12 protein-coding genes and 7 tRNA genes are annotated in these 16,211 nt (G+C 38.5%); 9 read left to right on the top strand and 10 right to left on the bottom strand.

All coding sequences use genetic code 11. The features are described 5' to 3' along the window. Positions 1 to 69 precede the first annotated feature (69 nt). From zipA to ACHSBP_RS07185, 7 genes are all read left to right on the top strand, one after another. The gene (gene zipA / locus ACHSBP_RS07215; RefSeq protein WP_395388442.1) at positions 70 to 795 is read left to right on the top strand and encodes a cell division protein ZipA; all 726 of its coding nucleotides are present in this window, start codon (positions 70 to 72) and stop codon (positions 793 to 795) included. 69 nt (positions 796 to 864) lie between these two features. After that, on the top strand, positions 865 to 2,877 hold the full coding sequence (ligA, locus tag ACHSBP_RS07210) for an NAD-dependent DNA ligase LigA (RefSeq protein WP_010559808.1): 2,013 nt from the start codon (positions 865 to 867) through the stop codon (positions 2,875 to 2,877). Positions 2,878 to 2,880: 3 nt separating this feature from the next. Beyond that, complete coding sequence (locus ACHSBP_RS07205; RefSeq protein WP_010559809.1) at positions 2,881 to 3,225, top strand: DUF3392 family protein; 345 nt, start codon at positions 2,881 to 2,883, stop codon at positions 3,223 to 3,225. Next, positions 3,222 to 3,719, top strand: a complete 498-nt coding sequence (locus ACHSBP_RS07200) for a DUF2919 domain-containing protein (RefSeq protein ID WP_010559810.1) — start codon at positions 3,222 to 3,224, stop codon at positions 3,717 to 3,719. The genes ACHSBP_RS07205 and ACHSBP_RS07200 overlap by 4 nt, the downstream gene beginning before the upstream one ends. Before the next feature lie 388 nt (positions 3,720 to 4,107). Continuing rightward, positions 4,108 to 6,411, top strand: a complete 2,304-nt coding sequence (locus ACHSBP_RS07195; RefSeq protein ID WP_010559811.1) for a BspA family leucine-rich repeat surface protein — start codon at positions 4,108 to 4,110, stop codon at positions 6,409 to 6,411. Positions 6,412 to 7,287: 876 nt separating this feature from the next. Then, on the top strand, positions 7,288 to 7,452 hold the full coding sequence (locus ACHSBP_RS07190) for a hypothetical protein (RefSeq protein ID WP_395388441.1): 165 nt from the start codon (positions 7,288 to 7,290) through the stop codon (positions 7,450 to 7,452). Between the two features lie 501 nt (positions 7,453 to 7,953). Further along, positions 7,954 to 8,439 (top strand): DUF2919 domain-containing protein, encoded by a 486-nt coding sequence (locus ACHSBP_RS07185; RefSeq protein WP_395388440.1) that lies wholly within the window; start codon positions 7,954 to 7,956, stop codon positions 8,437 to 8,439. Between the two features lie 42 nt (positions 8,440 to 8,481). Here the strand turns inward: ACHSBP_RS07185 and ACHSBP_RS07180 are convergent, their stop codons facing one another. From ACHSBP_RS07180 to ACHSBP_RS07135, 10 genes are all read right to left on the bottom strand, one after another. Continuing rightward, positions 8,482 to 9,759, bottom strand: coding sequence for a M56 family metallopeptidase (locus ACHSBP_RS07180; RefSeq protein WP_395388439.1), 1,278 nt, complete (start codon positions 9,757 to 9,759; stop codon positions 8,482 to 8,484). Next, the gene (locus tag ACHSBP_RS07175; protein WP_010559815.1) at positions 9,749 to 10,129 is read right to left on the bottom strand and encodes a BlaI/MecI/CopY family transcriptional regulator; all 381 of its coding nucleotides are present in this window, start codon (positions 10,127 to 10,129) and stop codon (positions 9,749 to 9,751) included. Before ACHSBP_RS07175 ends, ACHSBP_RS07180 begins: the two co-directional genes overlap by 11 nt. Positions 10,130 to 10,234: 105 nt before the next feature. After that, positions 10,235 to 11,854 (bottom strand): response regulator, encoded by a 1,620-nt coding sequence (locus ACHSBP_RS07170; protein ID WP_010559816.1) that lies wholly within the window; start codon positions 11,852 to 11,854, stop codon positions 10,235 to 10,237. 127 nt (positions 11,855 to 11,981) lie between these two features. Then, positions 11,982 to 12,057, bottom strand: a tRNA-Val gene (locus tag ACHSBP_RS07165). A gap of 17 nt (positions 12,058 to 12,074) precedes the next feature. Beyond that, positions 12,075 to 12,150: transfer RNA gene (locus ACHSBP_RS07160), tRNA-Val, on the bottom strand. A 19-nt stretch (positions 12,151 to 12,169) separates the two neighbouring features. After that, a tRNA-Val gene (locus tag ACHSBP_RS07155) sits at positions 12,170 to 12,245 on the bottom strand. A gap of 22 nt (positions 12,246 to 12,267) precedes the next feature. Further along, positions 12,268 to 12,343, bottom strand: a tRNA-Val gene (locus ACHSBP_RS07150). A gap of 19 nt (positions 12,344 to 12,362) precedes the next feature. After that, positions 12,363 to 12,438: transfer RNA gene (locus tag ACHSBP_RS07145), tRNA-Val, on the bottom strand. Positions 12,439 to 12,457: 19 nt separating this feature from the next. Continuing rightward, positions 12,458 to 12,533 (bottom strand) — tRNA-Val (locus ACHSBP_RS07140). Positions 12,534 to 12,775: 242 nt separating this feature from the next. Further along, a complete protein-coding gene (locus ACHSBP_RS07135) occupies positions 12,776 to 13,783 on the bottom strand; it encodes an alpha/beta hydrolase (RefSeq protein ID WP_395388438.1) in 1,008 nt (335 codons plus the stop codon). Positions 13,784 to 13,897: 114 nt separating this feature from the next. On the opposite strand from ACHSBP_RS07135, the gene ACHSBP_RS07130 reads away from it, so the two are divergent. Next, positions 13,898 to 15,826: a transcriptional regulator gene (locus ACHSBP_RS07130; protein ID WP_395388437.1), complete on the top strand. Its 1,929-nt coding sequence runs from the start codon at positions 13,898 to 13,900 to the stop codon at positions 15,824 to 15,826. A 203-nt stretch (positions 15,827 to 16,029) separates the two neighbouring features. Next, positions 16,030 to 16,105 (top strand) — tRNA-Ala (locus tag ACHSBP_RS07125). Positions 16,106 to 16,211 lie beyond the last annotated feature (106 nt).

Here is a 16,211-nt window from a genome sequence, read left to right as displayed (position 1 = left end):
TTGAAATTAAGTGCCGCTTGCTTAATAATTTTGAAAATCGGAAAAAAATATAAATTTAAGGGTACTTGAATGAGTGACGAACTAAGGTGGGTGTTAATTATTGGTGGTGCGTTAGTAATTGGCGGCGTACTGCTTCATGGCCTTTGGTCAATCCGTAAAAATGACAGCCGCACACTTGTTCAAGAACCAAGTGCCGCTCCAGACAAAAAAGAAGCAGCACCTGAAAGTGAAAAACCATCTGTGGTTGAACCACAAATGAGCGCAAAATTAAATGTGAACGATGAACCAGAACTAGGCGATTTATCGATTAGCATTGATGACGATGAGCGAAGCACACAAGTTAGTGACGAGCCAGAACAAGCGCCTGAAGGTAAGACAGCAGTTCAAGACTACATCATCATTCATATTCAAACCGAAGAAGGTTTGCCGATGCAAGGCTCTTCGCTACTGCCGTTATTACTTACATTAGGTTTTAAGTATTCAGAGGATGGCTTCTTTAATCGTCATGAAGATGCATCAGGCCAGGGCCCAGTGCTATTTCGTTTAGCAAATATGTTTAACCCAGGCACGTTCGATATTGATAATATGGAACAACTTCAAACTGAAGGCGTAAGCTTGTTTATGACACTGCCTTGTGCAGGTGACAGTTTACCGTCGTTTAATATGCTTCACAGCGCGGCTAAGAAAATTGCCGATGAGTTTAGCGCGACAGTTCTCGACCATAACCGCGAAGAGCTGGATGTTGCCACTGTTAGGCAATATGTTGAAAAAATCAGAGAATTTGACGAACTGTAACGTCACAACCAGATTTAAACAAAAGCCACCCTTGCGGTGGCTTTTTTAACGAATATAGAGGAAGTCTCCGTGAGCGCGGCTGAACAAATAAACCAACTTAAAGCACAAATTGAAAATTACAATTATCAATACTATGTGCTAGATAATCCGACGGTACCGGACGCTGAGTATGACCGTTTAATGCGTGAGCTGATTGCGTTAGAAGAGGCAAATCCAGCGCTTAAATCAGCAGATTCGCCAAGTCAGAAAGTCGGCGGTATGGCGCTTGCTGCATTTGAAAAAGTAAACCACGAAGTACCGATGTTGTCGCTTGATAATGCGTTTGATGAAAGTGAGTTTTACGCATTTGATAAACGTATGAAAGACAGACTAAAAGATGCTAGTGATTTAGCGTTTTGCTGTGAGCCAAAGCTCGATGGTTTAGCCGTGTCTATCTTGTATGAAAACGGTGTATTAGTGCGCGCTGCAACGCGTGGTGATGGTCAGGTAGGTGAGAACATTACCGAAAATGTAAAAACTATTCGCAACGTGCCGCTACGTTTGCGTGGTGATTCAATTCCAGCGCGTTTAGAAGTACGCGGAGAAGTGTTTATTGACGATAAAGGGTTTGCCAAACTTAACCAAACGCAACAAGAAAAAGGGGATAAAACCTTTGCTAACCCGCGTAATGCAGCTGCAGGTAGTTTACGTCAATTAGACCCTAAAATTACTGCATCTCGCCCACTGATGCTTTACGCCTACAGCACAGGCGTAGTTGAAGGGTTTGAGCTGGCAGCAACCCATTATGAGCAATTAATGCAGCTAAAAGAGTGGGGCTTACCAGTATGCCCTGAGATTCGCACTGCAGACAATGCCAAAGACGCCTTTGCCTATTATTCAGATATTCTTGCTCGTCGTGCCGCGCTAGGCTACGAAATTGACGGCGTAGTAATCAAAGTTAACGATAAAGCGATTCAGCAAACTTTAGGTTTTGTCGCCCGCGCACCGCGTTGGGCAATAGCTTGTAAGTTTCCTGCACAGGAAGAATTAACCACCTTATTAGATGTTGAGTTTCAAGTAGGCCGCACCGGCGCAATTACGCCGGTTGCACGCTTGGAGCCAGTTTATGTTGGCGGTGTAACAGTATCTAACGCCACCTTACATAATGCCGATGAAATTGAACGCCTAGGCGTACACATTGGTGATACTGTGATTATTCGCCGCGCAGGAGATGTGATCCCGCAAGTCGCAAGTGTCGTGCTTGATCGCCGCCCAGAAAATAGTAAAGAAATTGTATTTCCGATAGCGTGTCCTGTATGTGAATCGCACGTTGAACGTATTGATGGCGAAGCGGTTGCCCGTTGTAGCGGTGGCTTGGTGTGTGAAGCGCAGCGCAAAGAGGCGATTAAGCACTTTGCTTCACGTAAAGCGCTCGATGTAGATGGTTTAGGTGATAAAGTAGTGGAGCAGTTAGTTGATCGTAAACTGATCCAAACTCCAGCTGACTTATTTAGTTTAAGCCAAGGCCATATTGAGTCGCTTGAGCGTATGGGACCAAAGTCGGCCGAGAATTTAGTTGCGGCACTTGAAAAAGCCAAGCAAACCACACTTGCTAAGTTTTTATATTCACTGGGTATTCGTGAAGTAGGTGAGGCGACAGCGCAAAATTTAGCGAATCATTACAAAACCCTTGATGCATTACAAAACGCCTCAATAGAGGGCTTACAGGACGTTTCTGACGTAGGTGAGATTGTTGCTAAGCACGTTTATTACTTCTTTAAAGAAGAACATAACCAAGAGGTGATTGACGCATTAATAGCTGCTGGCTTGCAGTGGCCAGATATCGAAGAAAAGTCACAAGATGAAATGCCGTTGGATGGTTTAACTTATGTGCTAACAGGTACACTAAATCAAATGGGGCGCAGCGAAGCAAAAGCTAAACTTCAAGCACTCGGTGCAAAAGTGTCGGGCAGTGTCTCCGCTAAAACACACGCTTTAGTCGCTGGTGAAAAAGCAGGCTCTAAGCTCACTAAAGCACAAGACTTAGGTGTTGATGTGTTGACGGAAGATGACATGCTAGTCCTTTTTGCGAAGTACGAGTAACCAATGTCAGAAGTTGTGAGCTTTTTTTCATCATTAAATAGCCAAGTTGCGACTTGGCTTTCACCTTATCTAAGCCAGATTGTATTAATTGCCTTAATTTGCTTAACCGCGATATATGGTGCGAGTCTTAACAAGGCAGTAAAACGTTTAATCGGTCAGCGTAACTTCTTTGCGCGGACTTTGGTTTTTATTCTTGTTACGGGCATAGGGGTTGGTAGCTTAATTGTTTTTGTAAGCCCTTATTTAGTGCGATTGTTTCAACAAATCGAGCGAGGCTTTTTGCCACTTTTAGTCTTTTCACTTTTTGTTGTTCTTGGTGTGCTGGCTGATAGGAAAAATCAAGTATGAGCCGGTTTGGACCTGAATATTGGGATAAAAACGGCTTTTTTCGTGCCCCATTAGGTTTTATCTTGGTGCTGGTGCTACTGCTAAGACCCTATATTTTGTGGTTATTTGCAGCAGCATCGCGACGTGAAGATTTAAACTTGATGGCGATTTTCTACCCGCAAAAACAACAGTTTTTTGTTGCCCTTGCTATCGCTGCCATAAGTATTTTGGTGACTTTTTGTTATTTATTTAGGCGCCCAAATGCAATGCAATGGCCTAAGTCTATTTGGCGGTATGCGCGCTGGTTGTTACTTGCTAATGTGGTGATGGATTTAACCTGGTCATTGTTGCAGGCAAAAAGCCAATATTATAGCTTTTCAATAGGCTTGGCCGTGCAATTGGTATTACTCAGTTGGGCAGGGCTATACCTACTTAAAAGTCGTTATTTAAGTGTATATTTTAACGAGTGGCCTGAGCCAGAACTCGACGAAGATAAAAGTGACGACTATTCATAGCGCTGTATTAATCATGCTGTTTGTGTTTTTCAGCACGCTTTATTTTTCGCTTTTTTAAAAGTAAATAGTAGGGTTAGAACAGATTCTTTTGTGATTTTCAAAAGTTGTTAGAATGTTTTCTAGACGCTGTTTTGATATAAATAGGGAGGTTGATGGGTTTTTAGCAGTATGCTAAATACAAAACTTTGCCCGTCGTTATCCTTTACTTGACTATCAAAAATTGAACTTTTTTGGAATCAAAATCGTGAATTTAAAGGAGCTATTAACTCTTTACGATTGAAATGGTAGATTTAGCATTTCAATATCAGCTGCCTATTTAGAACAATAACCGAAGGCATCTAATAGAATTAGCAAGTGCTAAATGTGCAAGTATTATTTAAGGGAAAACATGAGTATAAAAACAAGATTGTTGGCTTTGGCATTCATTGTATTAGGAGGATGCGGTGGAGGGTCGGGCGAAGTCCCTGAAGCTGACAAAGATATAGTTCCTCCGCTTATTAGCCTAAATGGTGAAGCACACATCACAATTGAAGGGGGAGCTGATTATCATGAGCAAGGAGCAACAGCAACCGATGGTGTTGATGGTGATGTTTATGTTGAGATATCTGGTACCGTAGACACTAAGAAAGTTGGAGAATACACCATAACTTACAGCGCAAGAGATGAAGCTAATAATAAATCAAGTATTTCGCGAATTGTTGAGGTTGTTGACACAACACCACCCAGTATCATCCTAAACGGTGAATCAATCCTGTATGTAGAATTTGAGAATGAATACCAAGAACTAGGTGTTACGGCATCGGACAATATTGACGAGGATATAAGCGTAACAATATTCGGCATTGTTGATACAAGTAAGCTTGGAGAGTATGTCCTAACTTACAGTGCAAAAGATAGACAAAATAATACAGCTAAAAGCGTAAAACGAATTGTTCACGTTATTGACACAACTCCGCCTAATATTGTTTTAAATGGTGAAGCAACTCTCACTATAGAATTAGAGAGGGAATACGAAGAACATGGAGCTGTAGCAAAAGATAACGTTGACAGTGATGTAAATGTCATAATATCAGGCAGCGTAAACACCAGTAAAGTTGGCGAGTATATCGTTACTTACAGTGCGAGTGACAAATCGAATAATATAGCTAGCATTACTCGAACTGTTCAAGTTGTAGATCTAACACCTCCAAATCTTGTCTTAAACGGTGAATCAATAATCGAAATTATCGTTAATCGAGGGGAATATAAAGAGCTGGGCGCAACTGCTACAGACAACGTGACTGATGAAGTGATTGTTACTATTACAGGTGAGGTGGACGTAAGTAAAGTGGGTGAGTACATCATTACTTATACTGGTATAGATGAAGCGAACAACACATCCCAAGTGCAACGCACCGTTATAGTTAGAAAGCCTAAACCATTTAAAACGCGTTGGGAAATTACTTACGATCATGGCTTAGATATCACTTTATATGCCAATACTGATTATGACTATAATTATACAGTGGACTGGGGTGATGGAACAGTTAATGAAAATGTAATGAATACAATAACTCATACATATGAAGAACCTGGTGAATATATAATTTCTATACATGGGAAGTTCCCTCATTTCTCTCGCAAACCCACTAATGCTAATCCGGTGGCTGAGCATAGATTAACGTCTGTGGTCCAATGGGGGGAAACTGAATGGCAAAGTATGCTGTACTCGTTTGCATACACACCTAACCTTACTCAAATAACCCCTAGTCTACCCGATCTAAGTCAAGTTGATTCCTTAGGCTATATGTTTTACAAAAGTTCATTTAATGGCGATATTTCGCAGTGGGATATTAGTAATGTAAAAAGTATGGAAAAAATGTTTTATGACAGCTCATTCGCTGGTGATATTTCCAAATGGGATGTGAGTAATGTTTCAAATTTGGAAGGGTTGTTTGAGAACAGTTTATTTAATAGTGATATTTCCCAATGGGATGTGGGTAACGTCACAAATATGAGAAATATTTTCTCTAGAACCCCATTTAATGGTGATATTTCCAAATGGGACGTAAGTAATGTAACCAACATGGCTGGTATGTTTTTTGAAACTCCATTTAATGGTGACATTTCTCAATGGAATGTGAAAAATTCAACAGATATGGGCTATATGTTCTATAAAACACCTTTCAATGGTGATATTTCTGAATGGAATGTGAGTAATGTTACTAATATGATTGGTATGTTTTCGTTTTCGAGCTTTAATGGAGATATATCGCTATGGAATGTGAGTAATGTCACAGTAATGGCTGAAATTTTTATGTCTAGTCAGTTTAATGGTGACATATCTTTGTGGGATGTCAGTAATGTGACGGATATGTCAAAAATGTTTCGATATAGTCATTTTAATGGTGACATTAATAGATGGAATGTGGGTAAAGTGACTTCGATGAAATGGATGTTTCACGAGAGCCACTTTAATGGCGATATTTCTAAATGGGATGTGAGCAATGTTCAAGATATGTGGCTTATGCTTTCTAATGACACGTTCTCACAGGAAAATTACGATAAATTACTAAAGGAATGGTCCCAGTTAAACTTAAGGGTTGGTGTTCGACTAGATGCAAATCAATTTTTCTCTCTTGAAAGCTATAGGAGTAGAGAGGTGTTGATCCACACATTCAATTGGACTATTAACGATAAAGGTCTTAGGTGATTGGATTTGATGGTATTTATCAAATTTTATTGATTGTGGTTAATATTAGAAGAGCCTTATTAAGGCTCTTCTACTTTTTATTATTCAATATAGTGTAATTAGTGTAATTGCATTACTGATAGAACCCTTTAAGCAAAAAATTGAACCCTATTTGCACTTTTTCTACTCTGGGTTTGCTTGCGGAAGTCATATCAATAAGACTACTAATTGTTGCGAGCAATGCCTTTTTATGTACGTGTTTTGGTATCCCATTAAAGCAGACGATAAAACCTAAAACTCTACAAGCAGTTTTATTTTTCACTTTTAAAATAGCCTACCGTTTGGGTTAGAAGTATCGTTTTAGTTCAAAAGTTCATTTTAGCAATTAGAGGAATTAATGGACAAAGGGGTATTGACCCAAATTTTCAAGTTGAATCGACTTATATTTAAAGCTCTTAAAGTAATTTTGCCACTGAATTTAAATAACCATCGAGGAATAAGCCCGTTCACACTCATTATTTATAAAATGTATATATAGGTTGTTCTTTAATTTTATTGAATATCTTAAAAGTATGCGCATTTGCAAAGATAAAATAGCTAACTAATCAAAATATGATTTTACTTCTAATTAAAAAGATTTATTAATTCTTGCTTAACCTTGCCCATAAAATTCAACTTATTGATTAATTGTTAGATTTTTAAAGCTCTTTAGTATTTAATAGGTCGTAACTGAGGTCTCGCTTTCTTTCTAGAAATGTATACATCAACGCCTTTAAATTTTTTATTAATATTAATCAATTGTTTGTTGTTGTTTTTATCAAAATTTTAGTGATGTCTGAAAGTTACATATCCGGGATTCTCGATAATAAGCGTTAAATGCCAAGTAGTACTCTGCACATGGAATCTAAGATAAACCTCAATAAATACACCTTAGAAAAGCTTTATGAGTCTGCAAAATCAATTGAACGTTACGCTACCCTCTACAGAGCCAAAGAAATAGATGGCATTATAGCTAAGCGTGAAAATGAACTACCACCAAAGGGCCTTAAAGATAACACTTAATATAAAATTGTAGAAAAAACAACTAGTTGAATAGCCCATAAAGCTCCTTTCCCGACGCGGTAATTCATATGGGAGCTGCGATGCGTCTGTTTAGGTATTTCGGAACGGAAGCGTTTACAGATTCTAGTGTTTACCTTATAAGTATCGCATTCATGGGTTATCCATGACTCTAATTTTGCGAGGCTACTATTGTTTAATTATGGGCAAATTATTGGTAAATAAATCATTATTACTCGAATTGAAAACCTTGATGGTACGAAACCCAATTTCAAAAAAATATTGTAACTTAGAATCTTTTCAATGAGTCGATGTTCGATTATACCAAGTGACGGTTAATATATTGCTGGCTTTATAAACCCGATATTTATGTTCGGTAAAGAAAGCTGGTGTTTACGAGCTTATATTACTAAGACAAAAGTTAGTTATTTGGGCACTTAACAAGCAACTCAACACGTATTTGGTTTACGGTCTCACGTTTTGCAAATAAAGAAAAAACCAAGTATGAGCCGGTTTGGACCTGAATATTGGGATAAAAACGGCTTTTTTCGTGCGCCTTTAGGTTTTATCTTAGTGCTGGTGCTACTACTAAGGCCCTATATTTTGTGGTTATTTGCAGCAGCATCGCGACGTGAAGATTTAAATTTGATGGCGATTTTCTACCCACAAAAACAACAGTTTTTTGTTGCCCTTGCAATAGCTGCTATAAGTATTTTGGTGACTTTTTGTTATTTATTTAGGCGTCCAAATGCAATGCAGTGGCCTAAGTCTATTTGGCGATATGCGCGCTGGTTGTTACTGGCCAATGTGGTGATGGACTTAAGCTGGTCATTGTTGCAGGCAAAAAGCCAATATTATACTTTCTCAATAGGTTTGGCCGTGCAATTGGTATTGCTCAGTTGGGCAGGGCTATACCTACTTAAAAGTCGTTATTTAAGTGTATATTTTAATGAATGGCCTGAGCCAGAAACAAAGAACGAAGCGAAATAGTAGGACTAAATTTAGCCTACTATTTCTCGTGATTTAATACTATTAAGGTGTTTGTAAGGGTATTGAAAGATCAAGTTGACTAACTGACGGCTTATTTATCATGGCTCTTGATGGTGTGACCTCAAGAGAAATTAGATTATCTATTCTCATCTCAGCGGTGTTTCCAAATAAAACTTCAAGTTTTGGTGTTGCAACAACTTCTCCATTTATAGACATGTAAAAATCAATTAATGCGGTTTGTTTTAAATCTGTAATTGTATATTTAAAGCTTGTATTCAATTCATCATTTACATCAAGTGAAACTTGTTTATCAAAATCTGATAGCACATCTGTTGCTTGTGTAAAAATACTATCTTCCTCAGCTTGAAAAGTTGTTTTAATTTTTAAAGCAACGCCTTGTCTTGGCAACTGAACATTTCCTGTTTGAGCAACTTGAGCAAGTACTAGAGTTGATGTAATCATGCTGCTTATTAACGTTATTATCGCGATGATTGATCTTTGTAGTTTAGTTAACATTTTATTCTCCTTTAAATAGATTAATCGAATGATCCCTTGGTTTTTTGAATTAAATAAAGTTGTGTTGAAAGCAAAAGATTCAGGCTTTTGATAGTGCTTAATAAGTTGTGCTAAACCCATCAAGTATTCATTAGTGCCTAACTTCAATGCTGTTTTTTCATCACAGCGTTGTTCAATCGTGAGCTTCGTCTGTTGAACTAATTTTCTAACAAGTGGGTTCCAGAAAAATAAATAAGAAATTAAGCCACTAGTGAAAACAAGAATATGGTCACGGTATGCAATATGAGTTAACTCATGATTGATAGTGACCGAAAGTAAATCACGTTCATTTAAATCTTTATCAATTAATATGATGGGATTTAAAAACCCTACTAGTAAGCCTGGATTCTGTTGTGCAGTGCGATAAATAGGGTGTCTAAAATTTTCAGAAAGTACTTCATCTTTTACACATATTGAACGAATAGAATTACTCCAAAGAATAAACTTTAATGCTTTATAGGCTGCTGTTAGTGAGCCAATAACTAACAAGAAATAAAGATAATCACTCAGAGATAGGCTGTGATCGTATATATAACTATTAGCGCTGGCTATTGTTTTACTAGTTTGAGTACTTAGTATCATAAATGAGTTGTTGGCATTTAAATTACTAATCCAATTAACTAGCAAATCATAGGGTATACACCATGAAATTAACACAGCAAACAGAAGCGGAACCGCGACTTTTGCTGATAAGTTACAATATCGATGTATCAGTAAAGTTGAAATAGAGAACAGTAGATTAATCAATATATAATTAATCATCATTAAGTTCCTTTTTACGTTTGGCTAAAATGCTTTCCAAATATTCAATTTCTTGCTTATTTAATGTTTCTTGTTCAACTATGTGCGCTGCTAATTCAGACGGCTTACCACCAAAAATACGGTCGATAAGTGACTTTACAATAGGCTTTTTCGTTACTTTTGGTTCAGCAACCGCTGTATAAAAAACAGTTCTTCCTTCCTTGCTAGTGCGTCTTAGCGCTCCTTTTTGTTCTAAACGGTCAATGAGTGTCTTGACTGTTGAATAAGAGACAGGTCGTATTTTTTCAATTACTTTATGAATTTGAGGTGCTGAATTTACTCCATTTTGCCAAAAAATTTGGAGAACTTGTGACTCTGAGTCAGATAATTTCATTTTCAATCTCTACATTTGTAGTTTTCTCATCTACAAATGTAGAGATTGATGCTGAGTTTGTCAATAATGTGAAACTTAAAAATAAATTAGAAGTGCTAAGTGTAGTTAAATAACGCTGTTTATCATCGGTTTTAATTTATCGAGCCTAGCCTGTTGCTCCGCGTCGAGTTTGGCGTTGTTTATGGTGTCCATACAGCGAGAAATCATAGCTTTATTAAGACTTTGGCTACCAGGGTGTTTCGTATCTAACATCACCTGTAACAAGTTTAATGCGATGTTGGCGTTTTTTGGCATAATGCGAAACGCTTGAGTAAAGTAATTAAGCGCTTCTTCGTATTTGCCTTTTTCGTAGCTATGTACTGCATTATTGTTTAATTCTTTTGGTGAATGGCGAATTTCATCACGTTCTTGTTGCTCTTGTTTTAGATAGGCGTTTAGAGGTGCGTTATCGCTTTGGTATTTGCCACAATGCTCGGTTAACTTGGCAAACAATTGATTCGCTTTGTGGTGCATGCCTAACTCATGAAACGCTTTGGCTTTATCGAGGGTATCATCTACTGAGCGGATGATAGGCTGGTCTTCAAGTTGTTCAACAAGCGCAATGGCTTTTGAGCGTTCATCTTTTAAATAGTGAATACGCGCATTGATCACATCTATTTGTTCTTGTGCTTTGCTGTCGGGGAACTGTTTGCGTAATTCAGATAAACACTCGTTACTTTGTCGGGTGAGGCGATTTACGATATCGGCTTGGTCGAGCGTGAGGGCGTAATCAATACCTGCGCGGGCCAAATTAAGGTATATGTCAGGCTTATCGTGCATTGAGTGCTTAGCGTATTTCACAAGCTCTTTATTAACGCGGAAATGCTTTTCATGATCGTGATTGTATTTGCTTAAAATAATCAGATCTTCTTGGCGTTCAATATTGCGCGGCGCTAGCTTAGAGGCCAGCGACAAATAATGTTGCGCCTGTTGATAGTTCTCTAAAAACAGCTCTAACTTACCCAGTAAATGATAACCTACTAAGCGGGTTTCTGGCTTGGTTAGCATAACCTCTAAAATATTTTTGGCCTGGGTAAACTCACTGTTTTGAATGTAGGCTTCAACTAAACCAACACGTGCCCACGTAAATTTTTGAATATTCAGCACAGATTTAAAGAAGTCGATGGCTTCTGCGGTGCGTTTTAAACGCAGTAATAGTTCACCACGCAACTTTAAAAGAATAGGGGATAGGTGATTTTTACTACTGTCTGCCAGCATTTCATTAACGTAGCGTAGCGCTTTTGAGTCATTGCCAACATCAATAAAATCGTAAATTTGCGCCAATGCCTGTTTGCGCTTTAATAGCTTAATAATGCGCTCACCAAATACTTTCAATGAAAAAGGCTTTGCTAAAAAGTCATCGGGTTGAAGCTCAATCACACTGTGTACTAGGCTAGTGTCGGTTTCTGCACTAATAAAAATGAAGCCACAAATGTTTTTAATTAAACGCTTGGTTTTTAGTTCTTCGTATAGTTGGTAGCCGTCTTTGAGTTTACCAAGGTTAAATGAGCATAAAACCAAATTAAAGGTATGCTCTTGGCAAAGACCCAACGCCATTTTTGCATTTTCAGCAATTGAGATATCACTAAAGCCTAAGCTTTCAAGCGATTGTTTCATATAGCTTAATGCCAATGGTTGATCGTCTATAAGTAAGATACTGGATTCGTATAAGCGTTTATTTTTCATCGCATTTCTATCTGCGCGGTCATAGTTAAACTATATAAAACAGTGGCAATAGTAGCAATAAATTAACGCTGAAATAGTGAATAAGTTTTGATTTTAAAGGATTTTTTAATAAGAGGTAGGTTCAATATGGTGGGTCGTACTGGACTTGAACCAGTGACCCTCGCCTTGTAAGGGCGATGCTCTCCCAACTGAGCTAACGACCCATATTGATATTCTATAATGGTGGGTCGTACTGGACTTGAACCAGTGACCCTCGCCTTGTAAGGGCGATGCTCTCCCAACTGAGCTAACGACCCATTATAGATTTTAATTTAGTGGTGGGTCGTACTGGACTTGAACCAGTGACCCTCGCCTTGTAAGGGCGATGCTCTCCCAACTGAGCTAACGACCCGCTAAATTAACGTGTTTTGCAATGGTGGGTCGTACTGGACTTGAACCAGTGACCCTCGCCTTGTAAGGGCGATGCTCTCCCAACTGAGCTAACGACCCATGCAAAACTTTGACTAAATGGTGGGTCGTACTGGACTTGAACCAGTGACCCTCGCCTTGTAAGGGCGATGCTCTCCCAACTGAGCTAACGACCCCAAATAGTCATTTCTAAAGTGGTGGGTCGTACTGGACTTGAACCAGTGACCCTCGCCTTGTAAGGGCGATGCTCTCCCAACTGAGCTAACGACCCGCTTTAGAATCACAACACATTGCTGCGTTGTTGTGGGGCGCTATTATAGATTTAGTTCAACTATAGTCAATACTTGTTTTCACAAAAATGTGTTAAGTGGCCTTAAAATGAACAACTTGGATAAATGTCAAACGCCTTGAGTGCTTTTAGAGCAAGTGTTAACGCTTAAATTTCGTTTTTGGGCTGTTTTTTGTGCGCCTAACACTTGAAATTGTATTGGCAGTCGACAAAAAAGAGAGTTTTTATTGCAACCGCGATGAATTTATTAGTTTAGCTGCGCTTTGGTAGCCTTCTTTTTCAAGATATTGCTCGATTTCTGTTATTGATTCTGCAGCAGTTGAGTAATGGGCAATTAAGTAATCATAGATTTTGGTGACTTCTTGGTCATTATTATTTATTGCGAAATAGGCGAGCAAGCGAATAAGGTCATCTTTGCTGGGTAATACTTGAAAGCCGAACTCCTTTTGCAGCGCACTATAGTGTGCGAGTAACGGCGCTAATCCAGCAATTTTTGTTTCATAATTGGCTTGCCAGTGTGAAAAGCGTGTTTGAAATGCGTTAACTAGTGCAATTACCTTACTTGATTGGTGACTATATTGAGCATACTTTTCATTTGTGAGCGATAGAGATAGATGTTTTTCTAACATAGTAACCAACGAATTAAATGGTTGTTGCATATGTTCACCTTCATTTGCAATGCTCAAAAACAGGTGCGCTTTTAATTCTGTTACCGATTGAGCAAGTGAAACAATATAACCATCATCAAGTGAAGGGCTAAAGATAAAGTAATCGTTAAACAATGGGCTTTTTGTTAAAAACTGTTTCATCGCAAAGCGCCCCGCATTTGAATGACCAATTAATATTGAATAATCTGCGGTGCGGTAATTGTTCTTTATATACGGAATAAGCTCAGACGTGAAGTGTTGCCTAAATAAGCGTGCATTTTCATTTATGTTAGTGTCATTAGGTTGCAATTGCTCACCTTTGCCAATGACTTGCACAATTATAAACTCGGGTATTTCATTTTTTAATGTATCGCTGATGGATTGAACAAGCGTAAAATCCCATTGCCCATGCAATACGTAAATTACTGGGTAAGACTGGTTCAGGCGTGTGCCATATGATTTGGGAACAATTACCTTGAAAGTAACCTGTGTATTTAGTGCCCTTGAGGTGAAAGATTCGTTATTCACTTCTGCAAAAGTGCTTATGCTTAAAAGCAATAGGAAACAATAAAGCGCAGTTTTCATTGGATTGTCCTTGTGTGTTAAAGTCGAACAACTTTGTCAGTTGAACAAAAAAACACAAGGATTCAGGCCTTTAGAATAGCTTAAGTTTTACTTAGGGCAGGGCAGCACCGTATTATGCACGATTCTCAGCAGTATAGTTACCATACCTTTCAGTTTGATTTTTCTCGCTGTGAGGTTGTTACAACAAGCGGAACAAGTGAACTCGAACCTAAAGTAATGGCAGTGCTTGAGTTGCTTTATCATAACCAAGGTAAAGTAATAAGCAGCGAGGATATTTTTAACCAGGTATGGCCGGGGCGAGTTTTTAACGCTAGCTTGATACAAAGAGCGATTGCACTTATTCGCAAAGCCCTTAATGAACAAGCGGCAACTGCGAACTATTTAGTTACCTATCCTAAAAAAGGCTATTGCTTAAAAGAAGAGGCCGCAAAATTTAGTGGGAATCGGATAAAACTATTTCTTTTGGCGATAAGTGTTTTAGTGTTTTTTGTTGTGGGGGTTGTCGCTCATGTATATAAAAAGCAACATTTAGTACCTATGCACTTCACATCATTATCACCACTGACACACAAACAACAGAATGCGTTTGCGTTTTCACAAAATAGAAATGCCAATGAAATGCTATTTGTTAAAGAGGGCGACTTAGGATCAGCGTTATGGTTAAAAAATGGCGTGAACGAAAGTGAAATTTTTAATACGCCGCAAAAAATAACTCATACATTTTGGTTTAAAGGTCAACCTGCATTTACAGCGCGCAACAATCATCAAGGTACTGATGTCTTTGTGTTAAATCATTTGGGACAAGCAAACCAGTTATTTAGTGTTGAGTATTTAATGAATGTAGCGCCTAAAAGTGTTGGGCAGCGCATTTATATTGCTCATTTGAATCAAATAACCGTATTTGATGATAAAGCTGCTAAGTTGCACATATTTTCGGTATTTGAAAATGCGAAAGGTGTGATTAGTTTTTCAGTCTCGCAAGATCTAGAAAAGGTTGCGGTACTGACCGATGAAGGGCAAATGCGCAAAGCGGTTTCAATTATCAATATTAAAACCAAAAACAAAGAGCGTATTTTTCAAGATGTGGGTAATTACACATCACTTGATTGGCATGCAAGTGGCTTACAACTATTACTAGCCAAGAATACCCAACTTATGCTTTTGGATGTTGAACGTGGCAAAACTGAAGTATTGCCATATGCGACGAACAAAACGATTACCCAAGCGCAGTTTGATAAACACGTTGACGCAATCTTAATTGAACACACACATTTAAATGTAGTGCTTGCGCTTAAATCAGTTAACGAAAACCCTACTACGTTTAAAAGAATTGATTTGGCTGGTGCGAATTTAATGCCAATATCAAATAGCAGTGGGGATATACTTTTTTCATCAGACTTCTCTGGTGAGCAGGCGCTGTATCGATCTCGTAATAATGAATTGACGGTTCTAGCCGAGCTGAATAAAGGGCAGCATTTAAATGGTTTTGCCTGGTTGTCTGATAACGCATTTATCTACTCGTTGGGCAAGCAGTTAGTTATTAATGACGGTAACTCGGTAAAACAAATACACTCGCTTTCGCATTCAGTATTTATTAGGCAATTTTTACCTCAACAAAATACACTATTAGTTCACCAGTTGATTAATGGCAAAACGTACCCAAGTACACTTTCATTAGATTCGTTTGAAGTTACTCAGTTGGGCAACGAGCAAGCGAGTTGTGTAACAGGTGATGATAATGGAAATATTTATTTTGTTGAAAATAACAACACCATTAAGCAACGAAATAAAAAAGGGCAAATCAATACACTGTTAACGATTCCTGATAATAGGGTGGATGATCTTTTGAGTGATGGTGAAGATTTGTTTGCCAGTATTAAAAAAGCAGAAGGCTACATGGTAATTCGCATAAACCCACGCACAGCAGAATTTGAAACAATATTGGTAGATGAAAATGCGATATTGGCAGGTGTAGAAAAACAAGGGAAATTTTGGTTTTATCAGGATATCGCCGTTAAATCTTCCTTGATGCGACTATATTAGCGTCAATTATTTGTATAAATATTGATAGCTAGGCTGTTGAAACAGGTCGAAAAATCACAACCTTGGTGAACAAGTGTGCATCTTGATTAAAAATGGTGCGAACAATGCACTATGCTTAAAAAAATGTTGACTTTGTTTTGCTAGCTCCATAAAATGCGCCCCGTCTTCAGCGATACACGAGTTATCTCTTGAAGATGCAGTTTGGGGCTATAGCTCAGCTGGGAGAGCGCCTCGCTGGCAGCGAGGAGGTCTGCGGTTCGATCCCGCATAGCTCCACCAATAACTCTTATGGTTTGAGTATAAATAACCAGTCCTAGTGACAACACCATGTTGTCCCCTTCGTCTAGAGGCCTAGGACACCGCCCTTTCACGGCGGTAACAGGGG

Origin of the sequence: Pseudoalteromonas sp. XMcav1-K, from assembly GCF_044005875.1 — a bacterium.
Classification (GTDB): Bacteria; Pseudomonadota; Gammaproteobacteria; order Enterobacterales; family Alteromonadaceae; genus Pseudoalteromonas; species Pseudoalteromonas spongiae.
This window is presented reverse-complemented; position numbering and strand designations above follow the sequence as displayed.